Source organism: Paenibacillus sp. OT2-17 (assembly GCF_009827695.1).
Lineage (GTDB): Bacteria > Bacillota > Bacilli > Paenibacillales > Paenibacillaceae > Paenibacillus > Paenibacillus polymyxa_B.
In genome coordinates this window covers 1-1,976 of record NZ_WUDQ01000642.1, presented here as the reverse complement: position 1 = coordinate 1,976, position 1,976 = coordinate 1, and the positions used below count along the sequence as shown (strand labels likewise).

Here is a 1,976-nt window from a genome sequence, read left to right as displayed (position 1 = left end):
TCCGATGGTTGTCGCATTGGAATATAGCGTCGATGCGTACCATGGAAGAGAGGGCAACAAATCCTGCATGTAACTAATGCCAATGGCAGAAATCACTGCAACAAAGAAGGCTAGAAGAAGTTGCCCCACGAATAGCTGCCACATCTCCGTAGACATAATAACAAGGATATAATAGACAACTCCTGTTAATGCCCCTAAAAATACAAGCAAACGGTTGGAGTATTTAGCTGCTAGTACGCCTAGCATGAGCATCAAGGGGATTTCTAAAATGGCGCAAATACTGGATACTAGAGCAACGTCACTCGTGTCACCTTTTAAATTGTGAATGATGAACAAAGAAATATTTAAACTATTCATCCAGTGAGACGTATAGAGCAGAGTAAGAACTAAAAAGGGGATCAGAATCTCAATATTTTTATGTAATGTAATGTTATGAAGTGAAAGTTGATTCTTATGTTTAAGCTGAGCGGGAGGCTGCTGGATAAAAAAGAATAAAAGAACAGCAATGAGAACAAAAATAGAGGTCGTTCCCATAAAGATACCTTTAAAGCCCGTATGTGCAATCAAAAAGGAACCAAAAAGCGGCCCGGTAATAAAGCCAAGAGAAAACATAGACCGAAGCGTTGAATTAGCAAAGGCGTGATCCGCAGATTTACTGCGATCTACTGCTTCACGTGCACTGGCAAATAACTGCGGCATCCCAGGAGCACCAATGGCCGTAAAGATCGTCATATAAACAAAAAGTACATAAAAATTTTGGATTACAAGATATCCTGCAAATGCTACGGCATTAAATAACGTACAAATCACCAAAATTTGTTTACGATCTAATCCGGTATCAGAACGTTTGGCAATCAGAGAGCTTATCCATATGCCACAAATCAAAGTCACCGCTGTAAACACACCAAAGGTTCCCACAGATACGCCAAGTGTACTTGTAAAATATACAGCTAAAAAAGGTGCGCTGATGGATATAGCCATGCCTTGCAATAACATGCAGATCATGAACAATGGGTAGTTAGGGATAACGAAAAGATTTTGAATACGCTTTAGCATTTCTTTTTTACACCCCTTCGGATTTAGTAGCAGAAACATTTCTATCCTTCCTAAACTATATATGATTTTAGTATAAAATGTATATTCACATGGGATAAAACTATATTTTTAGAGTGGATGCATAGGTGTATATGGATTTATTCGTAGGGTTGGCCTCAGTGGTTAAAAGCGATCTACGAACTGCTTGATCAGTTCATTCAATAATCTGGCGGCCTTCGTAGGAAGGCGATGATCAGCTTTCTTAAGGAAAACCAGCTCACTATTTGGTAATTGTTGATGCAATATTTTGGCATAGGGATGAAAGTGCTTATCTTCTTCACCATAAACGAGCAGGACAGGAAGCTGGATTTCCTTGAGCCGAGAGGTGCAGTTGTACTTCAAGCTGTAACGGTAATATTGTTCGACATTCCTGGGATTTCCCTGCTTCGCATCGTTGAATAACTTACGGAACAAAGATAGCTGTTTCGTTTGTGACCAAGCAATAGAAAGGGCAAGCGTACCGACTGCGCCGATTTTGGAAAGAGCAAGGCCCAATGAAATTTTGTTTCTTAGTCGCCATTCGTTTACTTCCGACATTCCACTGATAACAATGCCTCCCCATGCCCGATCTGGATAAGTCAAGAGGAACTCAAGTACTATCGAGCCTCCGGTAGAATATCCACACAAAAATACTTTATCTAAGCTCATCCGGTCCATCAAATGTTTAATATCCAGGGCGATGAGAGGATAAGTAACCGTTTGTTCGGAAGGCTGACTTTTACCGTGTCCTCTGATATCAAAAGCTATAGTTCGAAAATCGGATGATAACTCTTGGAATTGGTGTGTAAAATTTAAGCTTGTGAGTACTGGAGGGTGAATGAATAGGATGGCCATTCCTTCACCAGAATCTATGTAATGCATAGAGTATTCGTTTATGTTTG

At 40.2% G+C, this 1,976-nt stretch carries 2 protein-coding genes; both read right to left on the bottom strand.

All coding sequences use genetic code 11. The features are described from left to right. The coding region (locus GRP75_RS25620) for a sugar efflux transporter (RefSeq protein WP_160790737.1) at positions 1-1,056 on the bottom strand (1,056 nt) is incomplete at its 3' end. 162 nt (positions 1,057-1,218) lie between these two features. Continuing rightward, positions 1,219-1,976 (bottom strand): alpha/beta fold hydrolase (locus tag GRP75_RS25615; RefSeq protein ID WP_202404313.1); only part of this gene is annotated, 758 nt, incomplete at its 5' end.